Below are 20,675 nucleotides of genomic sequence, written 5' to 3' on the forward strand. Positions count from 1 at the left end.
CCTGAAGGACGGAAATGAGAGCGAATTAGAAGGGATCAAGTTTTGGAATCGTACCGAACTGGAACTAAAGGACGAAAGAGCCGTTAAAGTAGCTTGGTTGATCGCAAATGAAGTGGATGCAGGCGAGATCGTAACGGGTGTTTTAAACTACTATGTCCGCTTTACAACGAAGGGAACCGATAGCAATAAAAGCCGTTGGAAGACTTGGAAGAAGTGGGAACGCTTTATTGGAGACGCAGCCAAAATCAAGCTTACAGAACTACCAAAAGAAAGAACCGTTGAAACGAAACTTAGTTGGTTAGATCGTCAAGTAACGCCTACTCTCGCAACCATCGTGAAGGCAGAATCCGAAGAGTTCTTGCTGGAGTTGGTACAAAAAGCGGTTAAGCGTTTGAAAGAGCAGGATTTCATTATGATTGCTCAATACAAGGATGCCCAGCAAGTTAGGGATGAGCGGTTGAAGCAATTGACAAGTATAACTCGTGTTAACCAAGAACCATCCAAATCAGAAGCTGTCTAAGGAGGTACTAAAATGAGAGGTCATGTACGCAAACGTGGAAAAGGTTGGGTCTATGTTCTTAGTATTGGGAGAGACCTGACAACAGGGAAACGAAAACAGAAATGGTCTCGTAGTTTCAAAACAAAAAAGGAAGCAGAGCGAGAATTAAACAAAGCTATCAACGAAATCGAAAATGGGATTTTTGTAGAACCAAACAAGGTAACTTTGGGAGAGTATCTAGAAAACTGGCTAGAGGATTATGCAAGAGGAGCTGTTAGACCTACTACATTCTCTTCATATCGATTTGCAATCAGAACACATATCGCACCACATCTAGGTTCACTTACTTTGCAAGAACTACAAGCAACTCACATACAACGATTTTACAACAACAAGCTAGAAAGTGGTCGGGTTGATGGCAAGGGTGGTTTGGCAGCAAGTACGATCCAATATATGCACACTGTTTTACAAAAAGCTTTAGAACATGCAGTTAAATGGCAATTGATTAACCGTAACGTAGCAAAATTAAGCGACCCTCCTAAAATTCGGAAGAGGGAAAATGCAACATTTGGTGCTGAAGAGGTAAAGCGATTTTTGACTTATGCTAAAGGCCATCGTCTCTATATAGCCTTTTTATTGGGAATTACAACAGGGCTAAGAAAAGGAGAGATTCTGGGTTTGCGATGGAATGATGTTGCTTTGGAAGAAAAAATGCTTAGTGTACGGAAAAGCTTAGCTCTTGTAGATGGTAAACGTGTATTACAAGAACCGAAAACCTCAGGAAGTATCAGATCAGTCCCCTTGCCTTCACTAGTAGTACAAGCATTGGAGGAACACAAACTACTCCAAAGTAAAGAAAAAATAAAGCTAGGAGCACTTTATCATGATCACGGTTTAGTTGTAACAACTTCGATCGGTAAGCCTGTTAGCCCATCTGATTTATGGAAGTATTTTAAATCAATATTAAAGAAAGCAGACCTTCCTAATATTCGTTTTCATGACCTTCGTCATACACATGCTACTCTGATGTTGCAACAAGGTGAGCACCCTAAAATAGTAGCCGAAAGATTAGGTCACTCTGATATACGTCTTACCATGGATACTTATAGTCACGTACTTCCTAACATGCAACAAGAAGCGGTAGAGCGATTTGAGAAAATGTTTTTATCTGACGAATAAAACACGTAATCTAATCATTGTGTTTGCAATTTGTTTGCAATATCAGTATTTCATAGTTGATTGATATACAATGAAATGAAAAAAGGCCTTGTTGTTCAAGGCTTTTGTGTTTTAGATTTACTGTAGCACATCACATTCTTAGGAGTAGGCGCTCCACAGCAAATTCTTTATCGATGATTCGATTCGACTTAATGTCTTGGTCCGCTTCAATCGCCAGTTCTAGTAGCACCTTAAGTTGCTCTTCCGAATATGAATTTCCTCGCTGTAGAGCAAGCTTCACTGGATAGGGATGAAGTTTTAAGAGACTCGCTATCTCTTTTTCATTTTTCCCCGTTTGTGCTAGTAGTTTACCTTGTAACATGATGCGGAGCTGTCTTGTAATCAAGGCTAAGATTTTAATAGGATCTTCTTTTTGAAAGACGAGATCACGGTAGATTTGGATCGCATTTTCTTTATTATGTTTCCCCATCTGATCTGTTAGACGAAATACATCCTGCTCTAATGTCCGTACCACTAGTTGATCAACCTGATCTAACGTGACGACACCTTGTTTTCCTGCAAATAGAGCTACCTTTTGACATTCTTGAGCCAGGAGCCTTAGATGATTTCCAACCAGCTCAATTAACCGATTGATCACTTCCCTATCAACTTGCACTTGCAATAATTGGAACCTCTTTGCAACAAATTTATGTAAACCCTGCCCCTCTAAGGGGTCAAACTTTAAGACTTTAGCAACCTTCTCTATCTGCTTTACTACTTTCTTTCGTTTATCAAGGGAAGACCCTAACATAGTCAAAATCAATATATTATCTGGGTGGGGATCTTTTATATATTCGAGAAATAAATCAAGATCGTGCTCCACTTTACTTTTATGGTTACCAAAAAATGAGGCATTCCTTGCTATAATCCATCTACGATCTCCGAAGAAAGAGGGAGTCTCCAATTCTTGTAGCACAGATTGAATGGGTGTCTCATCAAGATCAAAAACTACCTCATTCCATTCTCTGTCCCCAGTACTGCGCCCACATAATTGTTGCCTAATCCAGTCTAGTGTTTCTTCCAGCAAAAACTCTTCTTCTCCATACAAAAAATAAACAGGATGAATTTGGTTTATCTTGATGTCTTGTAGTATTTTGCGATCCATTTCATTCACCTCTTCATCCCTTAATTTTATCGCTTCTTAACATTCGTTTCTACTGGAAACTCAAATGTAACAAGTCCTCCTACTGAATCAGTAAATTTTACGATGAGCCGATCGTTATTACGCCACTCGATCTTAGGATCTTTCGCACTAACCATGCTTTGTTTGGGAATCGCTTCATTTCCCTTTTTATCATAAACTTGTATTTGATTTTTCTCGTCCCATAATGCCACTAAGTCTTTATCAGGAGAGAGAATTCCACCTTTCTTCACACTCTCAGTAAAAAGACGGGGATTCACGAGGATTTTCATAGGCCAAGATGTCGTTCCAATTGGCACGAAAGCGATCACTGCTGTCAACAATATGACCACAATGCCAATCCCGATACTGGCTATCTTCCATCGCTTTAAAAGTTGGGCTCTTTGCTGTTGTCGCTCTTCCTCTTCCATTTGTTCCAGCACCATTTCCGTAAGTGGAAGCACAGGGGTTACCTTACATAAGTTAGATAGTTCGAAGACTAACTGTTGAAATCGACTTGCCATGGCAGCATCTTCAGGAGAATTAGCAAGATATACATCTAAATATTGTTGGTCTGTACTGGTCAATTCTTGATCTAAATCCCTCTGTAGTAGATCTACGATTTGTGTATTTGCCATTGGAAAAGTCCTCCTTCTTGGTAGTCACTCAGCCATTCTTGTAGCTGCTTACGAGCACGATATAGTTGCTTCTTCACTGACTCTACCGGAATCCCTAAGACTTCTGCGATCTCTTGAATCGTTAGATTTTGAATGTAGCGCAAGACTAATATGAATCGAGGACGCTCAGGTAGTTCATATATAGCTCTCTTCAAACTAGCAACGAAACTAACATTTCCGGGGAGCTTTTTCACTAGGTTATCTCTTGTCAGATGGGGCAACATCGAAACCACTTTAGAGCGCTGCTTAGACAAATCAAAGCATGCTTGTACAATTACCTTTTGTTCCCACACTTGTTGCTTCTCTTCTATATCGCTTACTTGGATCTCTTTAAGATGTCTATATACATAAACCAAGGCCTTCTGTGTAGCGTCCATCGCATCTTGTTGCCTTTCGGTTACGTAGTAGGCAGTTTGGTAAAAAGTCTGTTCTAAATGATGCAAGAAATCTTTTGTTGAATTCCGACAACCACCTTGTGCCCTTTGAAACTGCTCTATCAAATCACTCTCTCCCTTTTTCTTGCAACATGGATGAAAATTGAACCTCTTCTTCATTAATGCGAATCGTGACTGCACCCATCCAATCCGTCCTATAGACTTTTGTGCCTACTTTTTGTAATCTCCCTATGACCTCAGGAGATGGATGGCCGTAAAGATTCTTCTCTCCAGCCGAAACTAACGCATATCGCGGCCGAATCTGGTGAATAAATGCTTCTGTACTAGAAGTCCTACTACCATGATGGGCTACTTTATATATATCTATCTTTGGTAGATTCCATGCCTGGAGAAGTTTTTCTTCAGCATGTTTTTCAATATCACCTGTAAATAAAATATGTTTCTGATCGATTGTAAACAGGAGTACCAGCCCTGCATTATTGGACGTTCCTTCATATAATTCCTTATCACCTAAATCAGGATAGAGAAAGGTAATCGAGACACCTGGTTCTACCTCCCACACCTGCCCCATAGGAACTGTGTAAATCGCTATATCACGCTCTCTGACTTCCCTAATCCAATCCTTCTCCAGTTTCGAGATGGTAGATAATGGATTCCGAATAACTTTCTCTACCGAAAATCGCCTGACCACAGCACCTAATCCCTGAATATGATCCGCATCACCGTGTGTGGAGACAAGTAGATCAATCCGGTTCACGCCTCGATATGCGAGAAACGGAACCACGACATCCTCACCTATATCAAACGGATCTCTCCTTTCTTGCCATTCTTGTTGGGGATAAGGTAGCCTGCCACCACCATCAATTAAAATGGACTTTCCAGACTTGGTCCGAATGAAAAAGGCATCGCCTTGTCCTACATCAATCATGGTAATTTCATGATGGGGATATATCTCTAATTCTCCATAAATACCTAACCCAATCCAACAAACCCACACACAACTTATCACCCATGGAATCTTAGAATGGAAATAGCGAACACTTACCCAAGCCCACCAGCTCCCTATCATCAATAGGGTATAAATGAGTAACCAAATCCAACTCGGATGGGCAAATGAAAATAGATGCCCATCAAACTGCTGTATCCATTCCACCCCGCTTTGACTCGCTTGAATGATCCAAGTCAATCCTTGGGAAAGCCAGGCTCCAATTGGAAGTACAAAGAAGGATACGAGTAAACTTCCATATCCAATTGGCAAGACAACTACGCTAAAAAAGGGGGCAAACACCACATTCGCCATCAGCGAAAAAAGGGAACTTTCGTGAAAATAATAAACCAACAAAGGAAACGAAGCCGCTTGTGCAACACTAGCTCCAGCAATGGTGTATCGAAGCCACTCATATCCATATGGAAAACGCTCAGCAAGTGGGGTTGTACCCACGATTAAACCGGCAGTTACCACATAACTAAGTTGAAAACCTGGATTAAAAATCAAAAGTGGTTCAAAACAAAGTTGTATCATCGCAGCAAGGCATAAAAAGGAGAGAATATCCTTCTCCTTTCGCCAAGCAATAGCGAGACACATCATTCCCGATACGATACCCGCTCTTACAATCGGCGGTTCAGCTCCTGTAAGCAATACATAGAAGGGTAAAAAGCTCAGAATCAGCCATGCCGACTTCTCACGGGTAATCCCTACATATCGAAGCATCAAAAATAGGGTCGCTACTAGCAAACTCACATGAAACCCTGAAATCGAAAGAATATGTACAAGACCAAGAGTTTGATATTGCTGCTCCCATTCCATTGGAACATCATCACGATCCCCAAGAAGAAGCCCTTTCATAAATCCCTGAACCTCTATATCTGCATATAGACTCTCTATCTGATCACTAAGCAATTGATGAGTTCGATCAATCCATGTCAGCAGTGAGTTTTCTATTCCGACCCGTTTGAGGTTATGCAAACCTGTCGCTTTACCAACCCAAAAGATAGATTGTTGTTGCAAATAGTCTCGATAGTTAAATGCTCCGGGATTTCTAGGTAGAGGAGGACGCTCCATTTGCAGAGGTGATTGGATCACCCACCCTCTTCTTACTTGCTTAGACTGCTTCCATTGTTCAAATGATGTTAACTTGATGACAACTCTTATACGTTCCTTCGTGTATACCCACTGACTTTGATGTCGAATTTGGGATAGTTGTAAATCAAAGCGTAATTGGTCACCATCTCGAATTGGTTTTGACTCGATGGTGCCTATCACAAGGAGATCTTCATCTAGGGTAACTGGAAGTTCGGAAACATTTTGGAGCATCGTAACCGAGTAAACAAATCCACTCACCATACATGTCAAGGCTAGTAGCAAATAAGAACGACGAACCTTACTCGTTATAAAAATAACTCCCGAAACCAGAACAGTTATAAAACCACATGCATACAAGAGCCATTGACTACCTGTAAGCACCACACACAGAACACCCATTAACCAGCCAATTACCACTTTGACAAGAGGGCGATTCATCTACTTCGCTACTTTCTGTATCATCTCTACTCTATTTCTCTTCTTCTATTACCTAAATTTTTCCTTCTTTTGACATTCTTTTTATACAACTTTCATCATCTATAGACATAAATCATCTCAACTTTATGCACGCCTATGAGTGAACATACATTTGATTGATCTTAGCAAGTAAGTTCCATACAATATAGGGGAATAGTAATCTGAACAGGGGGTTCATTATGTCGAAGAATAAAGATCTAATCGATTTAACAGAAAAATATGGCGCACGAAACTACCATCCACTACCGATTGTTCTCACCCACGGAGAAGGAGTTTGGGTGGAGGATGCAGACGGCAATCGTTATATGGACATGCTCTCCGCTTATTCTGCATTAAATCATGGTCACCGCCATCCACGTTTAATTCAAGCATTAAAAGATCAAGCGGATCAAATCACATTAACTTCTCGCGCCTTTCACAATGCACAACTAGGTACTTTTTATGAAAAATTATCCGAACTAACCGGCAAGGAAATGATTCTGCCGATGAATACAGGTGCGGAAGCGGTTGAAACCGCTATCAAAACTGTTCGTCGCTGGGCTTATGATGTAAAGAAAGTTCCAGATAATCAAGCAGAAATTATCGTATGTGAAGATAACTTCCACGGACGTACTATCACAACTGTCTCTCTATCTTCCAACCCTGAGTACACACGCGGATTTGGTCCACTCACTCCCGGATTTAAGCTTGTACCTTATGGGGATTTAGAAGCCTTGAAAGCCGCTATCACACCTAATACAGCTGGCTTTATCTTAGAGCCAATCCAAGGGGAAGCGGGCGTAATCGTTCCTCCGGCTGGCTATCTAAAATCAGCTCTTGAAATCTGTAAAGAAAACAACGTATTGTTTGTAGCTGATGAGATCCAAACTGGATTCGGTCGTACTGGACAAGCGTTTGCATGTGATTGGGAAGAGGTACATCCTGATATGTATATCATGGGAAAAGCGCTTGGTGGTGGTGTCATGCCAATCTCTGCAGTAGCCGCAAACACCGATATCCTTGGTGTATTTGAGCCAGGCTCCCATGGTTCTACCTTCGGCGGTAATCCACTTGCGTGTGCTGTTGCCATCGCCGCTCTAGATGTACTAGCTGAGGATGAACTTCCAAAGCGTTCTCGCGAACTAGGCGAATACTTTAAACAAGAGCTCGAAAAGATTCAAAATCCAATTATAAAAGAAGTACGTGGAAAAGGCTTGTTTATCGGAATGGAGCTACACGAAAAAGCTCGTCCATACTGCGAAGCATTGATGGCAGAAGGGCTTCTTTGTAAAGAGACTCATGATAACACAATCCGATTTGCACCACCGCTCACGATTACTAAAGAAGAGCTAGACCTTGCATTAGAAAAAGTACGGAAAATCATGGCCTAACCATCATAAAAAGAAGCTCTCGCCAAACAAATTGGCAAGAGCTTCTTTTTATGGAACCGTAATTTTATCCTTAAAACGTGCTAATAACTTCTCTCCAATCCCTGGAACCTTCGCAATATCTGCCACTCGTTTAAAAGGCCCGTTTTTATCTCGGTATTGAATGATGGCTTCGGCTTTTGCCGCTCCCACCCCCGGTAGTTCTTCTAATTCTGTACTATTCGCCGAATTAATCGCAATCTTGCCATTTTTATCACTGAAATCGGATTGCCCCACTAACGGCTGACTCTCCTCACCCTTCCGAGGGATATATAGTACCGAACCATCCGCAATTTCTTGAGCCAAGTTTACTTTTTTTAAATCTGCATCATCCGTACTTCCACCCGCAGTTTCAATCACTTCGTATAGCCTAGTTGCTTTTTTAAATTGATAAATCCCAGGCTTTTTGACTGCACCTTTTACATCTACAACGAATAGTTGTACACTTTCTCGCTTTGGGGGAACCAATGCCATCTTCTCGTTTTGATCAAGCCAATCTTGAGATTTCTCTACATTTTTCACAGGCAAGCCTTCTGCACTAAGCCACCCCTCCCCTCTAAATAGAAGAACTGCCAACAAGCACAAAACCGCTACACTTAACGCCACTACTAGCTTTTTCTCTCGATCTGTCCATCTGGATAACATGCCGTCCAACCTCCTATATCCATATATTTCCTCAAACAAAAAGACAAACCCTGCAAAGGCTTGTCCCAGCTTTCTTTATTCAACTGTTTCACTAACTATATCATCTTTTTTTCGAGGCCATCTAAATGGAAAAAATTCTCGTTCCCCAGCCTTAAACACACCTACCCGATCCACATCCAGAAACACGCCTTTGCAACTAGATAAAGCTAGATCATATGTGCTTAGGAATTTTTCAATCCTCTTCTTACTACGGTACACCACCCGCTTCTGGTTATCTAAGTTAAGGATGATAAGACGTTCAATCGACTCGTCGTACCAAAACTTTATCTCGGACATATTTACCCACTCTTTCGCAAAAATGTGATATATGAACGTGCAGATAAAGAGCTACTAGACAACTTCTTTCCTTATACTACCAAAAAACCATTTTTGTTTCAATTTTTAAAAAATAAAAAACCAGTAGAACAATGTCTACTGGAATCAATCTATCCCTTTATGGGAACATGAATCTTAAAGCAAGTTCCTCTACCCTTCTCGCTGGCTACCGTGATCGTACCCCCATGTGCCTCTACAAACTCCTTCGCAATCGCAAGTCCAAGACCAGTCCCACCTTCTTGTCTAGATCGATTCTTATCCGCTCGATAAAAACGATCAAATAAATAAGGAAGGTGTTCCGCATCAATACCCGAGCCGGTATCCATAACCCTTATGAGAAGACCACCTACTAACGATTTCTCTAAAGTAACAAGGATTTTCCCTTCTTCTGGGGTATAGGCAAACGCGTTCGACAATAGGTTCACAATCACTTGCGTAATCCGATTTGGATCGATCTGCACATATGATGCCCCATCTTCGAGCTCTGTTTCAAACCGTAATTGGATCTTCCGCTCTTCTGCTTCAAATTGATACATACTTGTAATCTGCTCCAATAATTGGTGCAACGATACCGTCTTTTTCTCCAAAGGTAGCTTCCCTACTTCTGCCAACGATAACTGATGCAAATCTTGAACCAGCCGAGTTAAGCGGGCTACTTCATCTTGAATCGGTAGCAAGGCAGAAGGCTCCGCTGGCTTAATTCCTTGTTGGATTAACTCAAGCTGTCCTTGAATAATCGTTAGGGGGGTTCGAAGCTCATGTGCCACATCCGCCACGAGATGAGTCCTAGCCTGCTCCGTTTTATATAGCTTTTGTGTCATTAGATCAAATGAATTGGCGACTTCTCCAAATTCATCCTGCATATCCAGCTTTAATTGCGTTTGTAGGTCCCCTTCTTTCACTCTTTGAATCCCTTGCAAAATCGTCCCAAGAGGTCTCGTGAAAATTTTGGTAAGCCAAGCTCCGAGTAGCAAAGCGATTATGGAAGTACATATGATTCCAGTCAGCGTCCCAAATGAAATCGTACGAAATACTTGTTGTTCCGCCATTAAAAGACCGATTGGCGTCGTCCCTGTAATCTGTACAATCCCAACTTGAGTTCCTCCATAAAGTATGGGATACTCATCTGTTTGGGTTTTGCCTTCCACTGAATTATTCGTGACGTTGAAGGATACCAACAAATGATGATCTGCATCATAAATTTTAATATCACGAACCCATTCGGATGAACTTTTTTGCTTCTCACCTAAAAGCTTTTTATTGATATAATTTTCAATACCCACCCATGATTCATTTTTCTTATAGTAGTTGGCAAGTTGCTTTGCGTAATCCTTCTGACTCTCTTGCACATACTGGGAAAATAAATTTTTCGAATATAGATAGGAAATCCCATAATAAACCGTTCCCATAAAGACAATGAGAAGTAATAACGAAACGAGTAGCTTTGTCCTGACTTTCATCGGTCTTCTCGGAAACGATAGCCTAGACCATGAACCGTTTGAATGTAGCGGACACCGCTCTCTCCATCACCAATTTTTTTGCGCAAGTGGCTGACGTGACTATCAATACTTCTTTCGTAGTTGATGTAGGCATCCCCTGTTGTTGCCTGTAATAATTGAAGTCGACTATACACCACTCCCGGACGCTTAGCCAGTGTATATAGGATTTGAAATTCTCCAGCTGTTAAGAAAACCTCTTCTTCATTCTTCCACACACGCACTTTTTCCACATCAATGAGCAGATCTCCACGTTGTAGAACTTCTTCATCTGATTTTTTGCTACTTACTCGCCGAAGAACAGAGCGAATTCGTGCAGAAAGCTCCCGCAGACTAAATGGCTTCGTCATATAATCATCGGCGCCCATCTCTAAACCTAATACCCGGTCCATTTCCTCCGTTTTCGCTGTTAGCATAATCACGGCAATGCCAGAAATCCCCCGAATGTCCCGGCAAATATCAAGTCCACTCTTCTCTGGGAGCATCCAATCTAGCACCACTAAATCAGGTTTGATCTCCTCTACTTTTCGAATTGCCTCATTTCCAGTCGTAGCGGAAGAGACACGAAATCCTTCTTGCTCTAGGTACGGACATATAATGTCAAGTACTTTTTGTTCATCATCAACAACTAAAAGAGAATGTTGCATGAGAAACACATCCTTTATTATTCATAACCTTATTGTACAAAGTAAATTTGGTGGATTTATGGTGATCCCTTTACCAAGAGTTGTCATTCGCTAGACTCATAAAATAGACCTAGTAGAAATCCATCTAGGTCTATTGTTGTTAATTGGCGACAATGTTAATCAATTTCCCAGGCACAACAATCACTTTTCGTACCGTTGTTTCTTCCAACCACATTTGAATCGTGGGATGCCCTATCGCCTCTTTCTCGATTTCTGCACGATCCGCTCCAGCTGGAACCACGATCTTACCACGCATTTTGCCATTGATCTGAACGACAATCTCGACCTCATCCTGCACCAGCGCCGATTCATCCGCTTTCGGCCATGTAGCTAAATGCACACTATCATTATGTCCAATCAATCGCCATAATTCTTCCGTGATATGTGGAACAAACGGTGCCAGCAAGACTACCATACTCTCTAGGGACTCTTTCAATACAGCACGATCTGCATCACCTGGGTATGCGTTAATCCCATTCACAAGTTCCATAATCGAACTAACCGCTGTATTGAAATGATTCCGCTCCCCGATCTCATGCGTTACCTTCTTAATCGTCGCATGCAGTAAACGGCGCAGTTCTTTTGCCGAACCGCTCAGTTCAGGAGAAACCGCCAACTCTTGCTTAAACAAATCAAGATGCTGGACAACCAGGCGCCATACACGGTTCAAGAAACGATAACTACCTTCTACCCCACTATCACTCCACTCCAAATCACGCTCAGGCGGTGCAGCAAACAGGATGAAGAGACGCGCCGTATCAGCACCGTACTTATCAATGATTTCCAATGGGCTAACTCCATTCCCTTTGGATTTCGACATCTTGAAACCGCCTTTTAAAACCATCCCTTGCGTCAACAAACTATGGAACGGCTCGTCCTGATCAACCATCCCCGCATCAAATAATACTTTGGTAAAGAAGCGAGAATATAGCAAATGGAGTACCGCATGTTCAATACCACCAATATACTCGTCAACGCCCATCCACTCATTTGCCTTTTTCGAGTCAAAAGGAAGCATTTCGTTAGCTGAATCAGTAAATCGCAAATAGTACCATGATGAATCCATAAACGTATCCATCGTATCCGTTTCACGTCGCGCTTTCTCATGTCCACAATTCGGACAAGTCGCATATGCAAATGTCTCTGATGTGGTTAGGGGATTGCGCTTCCCATCGAATACAACGTCTTCTGGCAATATAACGGGCAATTGTTCCTTTGGAATCGGGACTGTCCCACAATCATCACAGTATACAATCGGGATCGGCGTTCCCCAGTAACGTTGACGGGAGATCAACCAATCACGCAAACGATAGTTTACAGTCGATCCGCCTAATGATTTTACTTCTAAATGATCGGCAATCGCCTTGATCGCATCACGATTCGCCATTCCATCAAATAGATCCGAGTTCATTAACACGCCGTCTTCTGTAAATGCCTGCTCTAAAGGAAGTTCCAATTGACCCTCTACCGGCCCTATTACCATTTGAATGGGCAGATCATACTTCTTGGCAAACGAAAAGTCGCGCTCATCATGCGCAGGTACACCCATGACGGCCCCTGTTCCATAGTCCATCAACACATAATTAGCCACCCAAATCGGCATTTGTTTCCCTGTTAATGGATGAATCGCATACGCTCCTGTAAAGTATCCCATTTTCTCTGCATCTGTAGAGGTACGCTCAATTTCCGTGGCCTTCTTCATCTGCTGGGCAAAGTCTTGAATCTCCGCTTCTTGTGGCTTTCCTGTTATTAATTTCTCTACTAACGGATGTTCCGGTGCAAGCACGATATACGAAACGCCATACAAGGTATCAGCTCGTGTTGTAAATACCGTGATTGGCTCTTCGTTCAATGCAGGAACGGTAAACGTAATATGCGTTCCCTCACTTTTTCCAATCCAATTTCGTTGCATCGTTCGTACCCGTTCAGGCCACTTCGGAAGACGATCTAATCCTTCTATCAGACGGTCAGAGTAGTCTGTAATACGTAAGAACCATTGCTCTAAGTCCTTCTTTGTCACCTCTGAATCACAACGCCAACAACAACCATCCTCAACTTGTTCATTTGCAAGTACTGTCGCACATTTTGGACACCAATTAACAGATGCTTTTTTGCGATAAGCCAAGCCCTTCTCATAAAACAACAAGAATAACCATTGTGTAAACTGATAGTAATCAGGCAGACAAGAACCTAGATAACGATCCCAATCATAGGAAACACCTACTAATTCCTGCTCACGTCTGATTTTCTCCATATTGCGGATTGTTAGTTCCCTAGGATTTACTCCCCGTTCAATAGCTGCATTTTCTGCCGGCAAACCAAACGCATCCGCTCCCATAGGATGCAAAACACGATATCCGTTCATGCGGCGAAAACGGGCCACTACATCACCAATCGAATAAACCCGCATATGTCCCATGTGAAGACCTTCACCTGAAGGGTACGGAAATTGCTCTAAAGCGTAATACTTCGGCTTAGATAGATCCTGATCCGTTTTATATAACTGTATCTCTTTCCAATATCCTTGCCACTTCGGCTCAATTTCTTTTGCTATGTATTCCATTTTCACGTCCTCCTAATGAATCTTTCTCTACACTGAAAAACCTCTCGTCCCTAGCTTGATCAAGCTAGGGACGAGAGGTTTGATTTCTTCTCGCGGTACCACCCTAGTTAGGATTACAAAACAACCCTCACTTCATGATCCTTAACGCGGACAAAACGCTATAAGCTACTCAAGAGTTCACTTACAGAGCGATAAAGTGAGTTCATAAGGATTTGCATTATTGGCTTGCACCAACCGCCAATTCTCTGAAATGCAACAGTCTTACTACTACCCTTTATCATAGCCTTCGTCTATAAATAGTTATCTGCCATTATAGGCAACCTTACTCGGATTGTCAATCTACTTTGCCACAACATTATTGAGCTAGATCGATTTTTGGAGCATCTCCCCAAAGGCGTTCGAGATCGTAGAAATCCCTTTCGTCTCGGTGAAACACATGAACCACTACATCACCAAGGTCAACAAGTACCCACCGTGCATCTTGGAAGCCTTCGACTCCACGGATTTGGATCCCTTCTTCATTCATTTTTTCTTTTATGCCTGTTACAATTGCTTGAACCTGAGTTTGAGAGTTACCGTGGCAGACTACAAAATAGTCAGCAAAAACGGAAAGGCCGCGAATATCCAATATGGTAACACTATGAGCTTTTTTATCCTCTGCAACTGTGGCTGCTAGTTGTGCTAGATGCAACAAATTCAAACAGATTCCTCCCTTAGTCTCTTTCCAGACAACATTCGTTTCAACTCATCACGAGCGGCAATCGCCAATGGGTAAATCGGCTGATTTTGTGATTGTAAAAACAGTATCGTATTATTCATTGCTTGTAGCACAGCTACATCTAAATCAATCTCGGCCAATCTACGTACTGCATCTACCCCAGGAAATTTTCGCCCCGGTTCGATGTAATCAGCCAGATACACCACTTTTTCAAGAATGGACATATCAGGCCTGCCGACCGTATGTGATCGAATGGATTGCAAAATATCTTCATCCACTATGCCAAATTCTTCTCGAGCCACTTCTGCACCAACAGGAGCATGCCAAATCTCCTTATGATATTGAAGCAGATCAAGTGGCAATTGGTATCGCTTAATCCACTGTGTCAGTTGTTCACGAGACCAAAATTTACAATAGTCGTGGAGAATGGAGGCAATCTTTGCTTTAGATGGATCCGCACCAAACCGCTTGGCCAATTCGACTGCAGTATCCACTACACGCAAAGTATGTTCAAAGCGTTCTGGTTTTAACTGCTTTTTGGTAGCTTGCAATAAAACATCAAGATCCATACAAGCCTTTCTCCTTTATATATTGGTCCACTAAATCAGGTACCATGTAACGAATTGATTTTCCCAAACATACATGCTTTTGAATGAAAGTAGAAGACAATCTGATTTCAACCGCATCTTCTATCCAACAAACATGTTTATCTACATAGTCTGGTATATCGTCTTCCGTCGTGCCTGGTCGATGTAGTCCAATAATCTGCACATATTGTAGTATTTCCTCTATTTTATACCACTCTGGTAAATTTTTCACCATATCCTCACCCATTATCAGAAAAAAATGGGCATCCGGATTCTGCTTCGTAAATTCCTGAATGGTTAAGAGTGTGTAGGAAGGGCCTGATCTCTTGATTTCAATATCTTTCACTTGAAAGCATGGATGATTTTTAATAGCCAGCTGTACCATATGCAGACGATGTTTTGCTGAAGTAATGGTTTTATGCCTCTTGTGTGGTGGATCACCTGCAGGGACAAACCACACCTGGTCTAAGTTCATTCCTTCTCTCGCTTGTTCAGCGATTAAAAGATGTCCATGATGTATCGGATCAAAGGTTCCACCCATGATACCAATTCGCATCGATGCCACCTCATTTATGTATTTTGCACGATCAATGCCTTTTCCAATGCACTCCACATCACTTCAACGGGGGCTTTTTGGCCTGTCCATAGTTCGAGTGCGTGTGCCGCTTGATGGACGAGCATCCCTAGTCCATAGTGAACTGGGCACCCTTTTTGACGTGCCTTTTGGATGAAAAGGGTTTCCTTAGGATTGTAGATTAGGTCACTTACTAACAAATGCGGAAAAATCCATTCTTCTGGAATAGGAAGTCGATCTACATTTGGGTACATTCCGATCGATGTGGTATTGATTAGCAAGCTAGCTTGACAGATAGTTTCCTTCCCATCTTCCAATGAACAAGCATTTGCTGTAGTCCATCGTCCTAGATGACTAGCTAGCTCCTCCGCTTTCGAGTAAGTACGATTCAGGATCTGGATTTGAGCGATACCCTCTTTAGCCAAAATCGTAGCCACAGCTCGTGCTGCCCCGCCTGCTCCCAGTATTACGACAGATTGACCATTCACCGTAATCCCTGTCTCTTGTTCTAACGAACGAAGATATCCCACTCCGTCCGTATTATATCCAATTCGAGTTCGATCTCGCACAACTACCGTATTTACTGCACCAATCGTCCGAGCTGATTCATCTAAATCATCCAATAAACCCATGACCCCCACTTTATGAGGAATCGTCACATTAAAGCCATCCCATCCTACAATGGGATCTTGACGAATATCCTGAGACAACGACTCTTTCGATACAGCTATCGCCTCATAACTAGCCGTTAAGCCCATATGAGCAAACGCCGCATGCATCATCTGTGGCGAGCGAGAGTGACCTACTGGATCTCCAATCAATCCCAATCTCAATCTCCCTTCACTCCTCCCCTATATAATCGCCGGCCGAATCCCTACCTGCACACCCTCCGGTGCCCACACATCAATCACAGCCCTATCTTGTCCGCAAGCAATCCAACCTAGGCCTGCAATTACGATGTCCTGCTTTTCCTTCCCGTTTAGCTGAATCCGATGCTTCCGCCATTTAGGAAGTTGAGTCGGATCATCTGGAGGGGTAAGGATACTACCACGATGCTTTGTTTGGATCTCATCTGCATTTTCCAATTTTGTCCGGTGAATATATAATCGATTCGAAAGGTAGGTAACAAATGATTGTTTCGCTCCTTCTAAGAAATCAAATCGTACTAACCCACCAAAAAACAACGTCTGCTGTTCATTTAATTGGAATACCTTCGGCTTAATTCCGGATTGTGGCATGACGATCTGTAGCTCTTTCGGTGTCACCCATTCACTCATTCGATCTTTCCGCACAATTCCTGGAGTATCGATAATCGCTTTTCCATCTTCTAGTGGAATATAGATTGAGTCTAGTGTCGTACCTGGGTACGGAGAAGTAGTAATATATTCTTCCTCCTCACCAAACTCTTTTAGCAACCGATTGACGAAAGTGGATTTCCCTACATTGGTCACACCAATAATGTAAACATCTCTTCCTTTTCGATGATGTTCAATCGCTTCCACCGTCTGACGGAAATATTCTCCCTTTGCAGCAGAGGTTAGCGCAATTTCAATCGGGTCTACACCCAGTTCCTTCGCAGTTGCACGCACCCAATCTTTTAATCGCCCCCACTTAACCGACTTGGGAAACAGATCAATTTTATTCGCTAGCAGTAGGAGCGGATTATTCCCAATATGTCGGTGAATTCCTTGAATCCAACTACCTGCTAAATCAAAAATATCCACTACTAATACCACTAAACTATCCGTGTGTGCGATCTCCTGTAACTTTTGTAAATAGACATCTGGATCCTGCTCCACTGGCGCAATATCATTATAGTGGCGAATTCGGTAGCAACGCTTACAAACAATATGTTCTCTTTTTAACGCAGAAGAAGGCGCATAACCAGGACGGCTTTCATCTTCCGTCTGGATGCGCACCCCACAACCTTCACAATAATTCTGCTCTGTCTCGATCAATGAAGTTCCTCCTAACCTAGATAACCACGTTTCCTCATCCAACGAAATGCGCCTCGTTCAATTAAGCGATTCACTTTTGTGAAGAAACCCTCACGCTTTGACACAGGGACAACTAAGATGGTCTTTAGTCCCATTCGATTTCCACCTAGCACATCCGTTAACAGTTGATCTCCCACGACAACCGTTTCATGGCGTTTTGTATTCAAAAGTGATAACGCCTTAACAAATGCCCTAGAAAAAGGTTTGCGTGCAGCATGAATAAACGGAATATCCAGCGGCTCAGCAAAATTTCGTACTCTTACCTGATTATTGTTAGACACAATAATGACTTGAATGCCTTGTCCTGTTATTTCTTTTAACCACACTAGTAATTCCGGGGTTGCATCCGGACGATCTGACTCCACTAACGTATTATCTAAATCAAAAATCATTCCTTTTACGCCGTGTCCTCTTAATTCCTCCACATTGATATGGTAAATCGAAGGAACATAAGAATACGGTACCAACTGACGAAACATACTTCACATCCCGTCCAATCTGTAGCAAAAACAAGTAAGATCAACCGACCCTACAAGTCTTTTTGGCATAACTATAACACATCTGTAAAAGGTGACGCAAAGCCTTCCCATTAGGTTGACAAAACAATTTATTTTTCAAAAACATACATATTTGCTACCTCACGATAACCTAAGGAAACGTAGAGAGGATATCCTGTTAAACTAGCTGCTAAAACACTGGTCCCGGCCCCGAAGTCTTTCGCATCCATTAACATCGTCTTACATAATGCCTTTGCGAGTCCCTTTCCTCGATACGCCTCCAATGTAATCACATGATCCAGACAAGCTATATCTCCAATTAAGGAAAAACGTCCATGTGTAACGGGTCGATTTTTTTCTACATAATAAGTAAACAACTGTTTATCCTGAATTCTCTCTGGGTCTACAATCTCTTTTTGGAAACTATCATTGACCAATAAAACTTCAGACGGTTCACGGATGAGGCATACTAAATCAGATTTCGGTTCATTCATAGAAGTTAAATCAAATGTCATTAAGTACTCTTTATATTTAAAGGTGTAACCATATTGTTCTGTAAATGCATCTAAATCAAATCCTTCTCCTTGCTCAAAAATAGTCAGCCGATGTGGCTCATGAAGCTTGCTCGAATGGAGCATTTGTAGTCCTTCAGCTAAATCGGAGTGAGTGACAAAAAACTCATTCGTTCGATTACAAACAGGCGATCCGAATATGACATGTTTCATCGGTCCCAGCTTATCTAAGCGGGACTCAGGTACAAACCGACAATAAGACCAACCTCTGACAAAATCATCTACTAACGCTTCATAAGATATCTCTGTATGTTTCATATTTTCTCTCCTTCATCTTTACCCATCCTTTTTACAATTCGCCAACCGAGAGGCTAAATCCCTGTTTATTCGGACAATTTAGAGATAAAAAAATGTGCTTATATTAATCCCGAAGAGACTAATATAAGCACATTTACTTACTCTTTCTTACTCCTCTACTAGTAGTAATTCTTTTGGAAAGCCCGTTAAAATCACAGGACCATCTGCCCCAACTACTATATCATCCTCGATGCGTACTCCACCTACATTGGGTAAGTAAATTCCCGGCTCAATCGTAAACACAAATCCTTCTACTAGTAAATCTTGATTCGTTTCAGTAATAGAAGGGAATTCATGAACGCTCATTCCCAGTCCATGGCCAATGCGATGTGGGAAGTAGTCACCGTATCCGGCTTGGCGAATGACATCACGTGCAGCGCGATCGATCTCTCCTAATGGAACACCAGCCTTCACTCGATTAATAGCGGTCAATTCTGCCTCTAAAACAGTCTGATAGATTCTCTCTTGTTCAGGCGTGATGGAACCAAATGCGATAGTACGAGTAATGTCAGAGCAGTATCCCTGCCACACCACTCCTAAGTCAAACAAAACTAGATCTCCTTTTTTCAGTTTCCGATCTCCAGGGGTTCCGTGTGGCAAGGCTGATTTTTCACCAAATAAAACCATGGTATCAAAAGACATACCCTGAATTCCTTGTTTTTTTAGCTCATACTCGATTTTAGCAACGACTTCTGTTTCGGTGATTCCTACTTGAAGCGCCTTCACCCCAATTTCTACACCCAGATCAGCCAATTTAGCCGCTTCTTTCAAAATTTGTAACTCTTGATCGTCTTTTACTTGGCGCATCAAATTCATTTGTTTCTCAATATCCGTAAATGCAATCTCCGCTCCCAGAGATTGCACTCGCAGAGCACGTGAGTAGGGGATTGAATCCATCTCAATGGCTACTTTCATATCCGGCCGGGCAAATGATTTCTCTGACAATGAATCTTGAAGAATGAACCAAGGGTCCTGTGTATCATCATAACTAATGATTTCTCCACTCCAACCTGATTGCTGAGCGGCAGCTTGATCTAACTTCGGACAAATTAAGAGAGGATCATGAAGCGGTGGAATTAGGAGTCCCAATAGTCTCTCATGAGGCTCTGAGTCAAAACCAGTTAGATAGTAGATATTTCGCGAATGACTAATAAAAGCAAAATCAATATGTTGTTCTTGTAACCAGCTTTGAAGTTTACCTATTCGAAGATTCATCTGCTTTCATTCCTTCACGTTAAAATGCTTACCATTTCATTAGAGCAAATTGATTCCATTTTGACAATTTTTATTTCAATACACGTCCATATACCACTTATCCTATTTCCATGATCCACCTGTTTACTATATATATACTAGGGTATATAATGGTGTATATCATCCTAATCTGTCCGGCTATCAATCCTGTTGGAGAAGCGACTTTGAATTACACGATATTTATTGAGAAAGAGAGGAATTCATGATGAAAAATCATATGTATTTGTGCGAACAGTGTGGTCACTCAACCGCAAAATACGAAGCTCGCACATATATGAACGGTTCAAATCAATTAGTTTGTCAGAAGTGTTTACACGAGTTACGAGATCAATCACATAAAAAGAATGCAAATTAAAAGCTACTGGATCATCCGTGAGATCCAGTAGCTTTCTTTACCACAAACTACGCTCTGACTTTCTATCATCCGCTACATACTCTGACCACTTCTCTTTAAACTCTTCTAACGAAATCTTTCCAGACTGAATCTCAAGCAAATCCTGTATAGCCATACACTGAGAAACATCCAACACATGACCCAA

Annotated in this window: 21 protein-coding genes and 1 other annotated feature; of the genes, 3 read left to right on the top strand and 18 right to left on the bottom strand. The window is 41.9% G+C overall.

Annotated features, from left to right (window positions below; translation table 11 throughout):
• On the top strand, positions 1–520 hold a 520-nt coding region (locus BT147_RS09760; RefSeq protein ID WP_177239772.1), incomplete at its 5' end, for a replication initiation factor domain-containing protein.
• A 12-nt stretch (positions 521–532) separates the two neighbouring features.
• Positions 533–1,678: a site-specific integrase gene (locus BT147_RS09765; RefSeq protein ID WP_072334397.1), complete on the top strand. Its 1,146-nt coding sequence runs from the start codon at positions 533–535 to the stop codon at positions 1,676–1,678.
• Between the two features lie 130 nt (positions 1,679–1,808).
• On the opposite strand, the gene holA is transcribed toward BT147_RS09765, so the two are convergent.
• Genes holA through BT147_RS09785 form a run of 4 tightly spaced genes read right to left on the bottom strand, consistent with a single transcriptional unit; the run spans position 1,809 to position 6,430 of the window.
• On the bottom strand, positions 1,809–2,822 hold the full coding sequence (gene holA, locus BT147_RS09770) for a DNA polymerase III subunit delta (protein WP_083426497.1): 1,014 nt from the start codon (positions 2,820–2,822) through the stop codon (positions 1,809–1,811).
• A 26-nt stretch (positions 2,823–2,848) separates the two neighbouring features.
• Positions 2,849–3,475 carry a hypothetical protein gene (locus BT147_RS09775; RefSeq protein ID WP_072334403.1) on the bottom strand — a complete coding sequence of 209 codons (627 nt, stop codon included), beginning with the start codon at positions 3,473–3,475 and terminating at the stop codon, positions 2,849–2,851.
• The gene (locus BT147_RS09780) at positions 3,454–4,014 is read right to left on the bottom strand and encodes an RNA polymerase sigma factor (protein WP_072334407.1); all 561 of its coding nucleotides are present in this window, start codon (positions 4,012–4,014) and stop codon (positions 3,454–3,456) included. The genes BT147_RS09775 and BT147_RS09780 overlap by 22 nt, the downstream gene beginning before the upstream one ends.
• Position 4,015: 1 nt before the next feature.
• Entirely contained in the window at positions 4,016–6,430 is a 2,415-nt protein-coding gene (locus BT147_RS09785; protein ID WP_072334410.1) for a DNA internalization-related competence protein ComEC/Rec2, read from the bottom strand.
• 218 nt (positions 6,431–6,648) lie between these two features.
• On the opposite strand from BT147_RS09785, the gene BT147_RS09790 reads away from it, so the two are divergent.
• Positions 6,649–7,839 (top strand): ornithine--oxo-acid transaminase, encoded by a 1,191-nt coding sequence (locus BT147_RS09790; RefSeq protein ID WP_072334413.1) that lies wholly within the window; start codon positions 6,649–6,651, stop codon positions 7,837–7,839.
• A gap of 48 nt (positions 7,840–7,887) precedes the next feature.
• Here BT147_RS09790 and BT147_RS09795 read toward each other — a convergent pair whose 3' ends face one another.
• The 14 genes from BT147_RS09795 to BT147_RS15530 all read right to left on the bottom strand — a co-directional run bounded on the left by BT147_RS09795 (position 7,888) and on the right by BT147_RS15530 (position 20,675).
• Positions 7,888–8,520 (bottom strand): ComEA family DNA-binding protein, encoded by a 633-nt coding sequence (locus tag BT147_RS09795; RefSeq protein WP_083426499.1) that lies wholly within the window; start codon positions 8,518–8,520, stop codon positions 7,888–7,890.
• Positions 8,521–8,595: 75 nt separating this feature from the next.
• Positions 8,596–8,856: a hypothetical protein gene (locus BT147_RS09800; RefSeq protein ID WP_072334416.1), complete on the bottom strand. Its 261-nt coding sequence runs from the start codon at positions 8,854–8,856 to the stop codon at positions 8,596–8,598.
• Positions 8,857–9,005: 149 nt separating this feature from the next.
• Positions 9,006–10,355: a HAMP domain-containing sensor histidine kinase gene (locus tag BT147_RS09805; protein ID WP_072334419.1), complete on the bottom strand. Its 1,350-nt coding sequence runs from the start codon at positions 10,353–10,355 to the stop codon at positions 9,006–9,008.
• The gene (locus BT147_RS09810) at positions 10,352–11,038 is read right to left on the bottom strand and encodes a response regulator transcription factor (RefSeq protein ID WP_072334423.1); all 687 of its coding nucleotides are present in this window, start codon (positions 11,036–11,038) and stop codon (positions 10,352–10,354) included. The genes BT147_RS09805 and BT147_RS09810 overlap by 4 nt, the downstream gene beginning before the upstream one ends.
• 139 nt (positions 11,039–11,177) lie before the next feature.
• Positions 11,178–13,640: a leucine--tRNA ligase gene (gene leuS, locus BT147_RS09815; RefSeq protein ID WP_143187973.1), complete on the bottom strand. Its 2,463-nt coding sequence runs from the start codon at positions 13,638–13,640 to the stop codon at positions 11,178–11,180.
• A 63-nt stretch (positions 13,641–13,703) separates the two neighbouring features.
• Positions 13,704–13,930, bottom strand: a binding site (T-box leader).
• Positions 13,931–13,995: 65 nt separating this feature from the next.
• Positions 13,996–14,340 carry a ribosome silencing factor gene (gene rsfS, locus BT147_RS09820; protein WP_083426500.1) on the bottom strand — a complete coding sequence of 115 codons (345 nt, stop codon included), beginning with the start codon at positions 14,338–14,340 and terminating at the stop codon, positions 13,996–13,998.
• Positions 14,337–14,927, bottom strand: coding sequence for a bis(5'-nucleosyl)-tetraphosphatase (symmetrical) YqeK (yqeK, locus tag BT147_RS09825; RefSeq protein ID WP_072334432.1), 591 nt, complete (start codon positions 14,925–14,927; stop codon positions 14,337–14,339). Before yqeK ends, rsfS begins: the two co-directional genes overlap by 4 nt.
• Positions 14,917–15,501: a nicotinate-nucleotide adenylyltransferase gene (locus BT147_RS09830; RefSeq protein ID WP_072334435.1), complete on the bottom strand. Its 585-nt coding sequence runs from the start codon at positions 15,499–15,501 to the stop codon at positions 14,917–14,919. Before BT147_RS09830 ends, yqeK begins: the two co-directional genes overlap by 11 nt.
• A 14-nt stretch (positions 15,502–15,515) precedes the next feature.
• Positions 15,516–16,352 carry a shikimate dehydrogenase gene (gene aroE, locus BT147_RS09835; protein ID WP_072334438.1) on the bottom strand — a complete coding sequence of 279 codons (837 nt, stop codon included), beginning with the start codon at positions 16,350–16,352 and terminating at the stop codon, positions 15,516–15,518.
• Between the two features lie 18 nt (positions 16,353–16,370).
• Entirely contained in the window at positions 16,371–17,477 is a 1,107-nt protein-coding gene (gene yqeH, locus BT147_RS09840) for a ribosome biogenesis GTPase YqeH (RefSeq protein ID WP_083426501.1), read from the bottom strand.
• Between the two features lie 11 nt (positions 17,478–17,488).
• The gene (locus BT147_RS09845; protein ID WP_072334440.1) at positions 17,489–17,995 is read right to left on the bottom strand and encodes a YqeG family HAD IIIA-type phosphatase; all 507 of its coding nucleotides are present in this window, start codon (positions 17,993–17,995) and stop codon (positions 17,489–17,491) included.
• A 128-nt stretch (positions 17,996–18,123) separates the two neighbouring features.
• On the bottom strand, positions 18,124–18,843 hold the full coding sequence (locus BT147_RS09850; RefSeq protein WP_072334443.1) for a GNAT family N-acetyltransferase: 720 nt from the start codon (positions 18,841–18,843) through the stop codon (positions 18,124–18,126).
• A 147-nt stretch (positions 18,844–18,990) separates the two neighbouring features.
• Positions 18,991–20,097 carry a M24 family metallopeptidase gene (locus BT147_RS09855; RefSeq protein WP_072334446.1) on the bottom strand — a complete coding sequence of 369 codons (1,107 nt, stop codon included), beginning with the start codon at positions 20,095–20,097 and terminating at the stop codon, positions 18,991–18,993.
• Positions 20,098–20,528: 431 nt separating this feature from the next.
• Positions 20,529–20,675, bottom strand: a complete 147-nt coding sequence (locus tag BT147_RS15530; RefSeq protein ID WP_177239774.1) for a hypothetical protein — start codon at positions 20,673–20,675, stop codon at positions 20,529–20,531.

Source organism: Thermoactinomyces sp. DSM 45891 (assembly GCF_900119485.1).
GTDB lineage: Bacteria > Bacillota > Bacilli > Thermoactinomycetales > Thermoactinomycetaceae > Baia.